A 593-nucleotide genomic window follows, 5' to 3' on the forward strand; every position below is an offset into this window, starting at 1 on the left:
CTCACACCAGAAATTTTCCGTTCCTTACCGTCTTTGTTGAGAATACTTACTTCAGTACCGCCTGATGCCTTACCAATGGTGATGGCACCCGATCCCCCCGCACGGAGACTACGCGCTAAAGTAACCTCTTCTTCTTGCTTAACAAGGATACTATCTCTTACATCGACAATCTCTTCATTCAAAGTGTTGAAAGTACTGTTAACACCTTCAAAAGCATCAGCAACATTATGATAAGTCTTCTCGTCACCTTCTACGCCATCAGCACCAAATTGCGCAACTTTGAAATCAGGCTTTGTCCATTTGCTGTCCTCATACTTGGCATTACCACCAAAATATTCCGCAAGGGCTGTGTTCGTAGAATGGAGCTGTGAGCCATTAACCGCATCGGTTGAGCTTTCTGAGAGTTCACCATCCTTAAGAGAGGTGATTTTGCTATTTTTTCTGTCCTCTTTTTCTCCATGCTGCGCACTAAAGGCATTTGCATCTTTGCTCCATGACAACGAATCCTGTGCAACACCTTGTGTCACATCTTTGATCCGCTGATTTACATTCTTGATACTCGTATCAATGCCTTCAAAAGCTGTACCAACATC

General features: G+C 43.7%; 1 pseudogene. It reads right to left on the bottom strand.

The annotated features are described in order from the left end of the window. A pseudogene (locus ACFIKG_RS09795) lies at positions 1–593 on the bottom strand (hypothetical protein); the annotation flags it as partial.

This window comes from Bartonella sp. LB28NMGDW (assembly GCF_042194435.1).
GTDB classification, from domain to species: Bacteria; Pseudomonadota; Alphaproteobacteria; order Rhizobiales; family Rhizobiaceae; genus Bartonella; species Bartonella grahamii.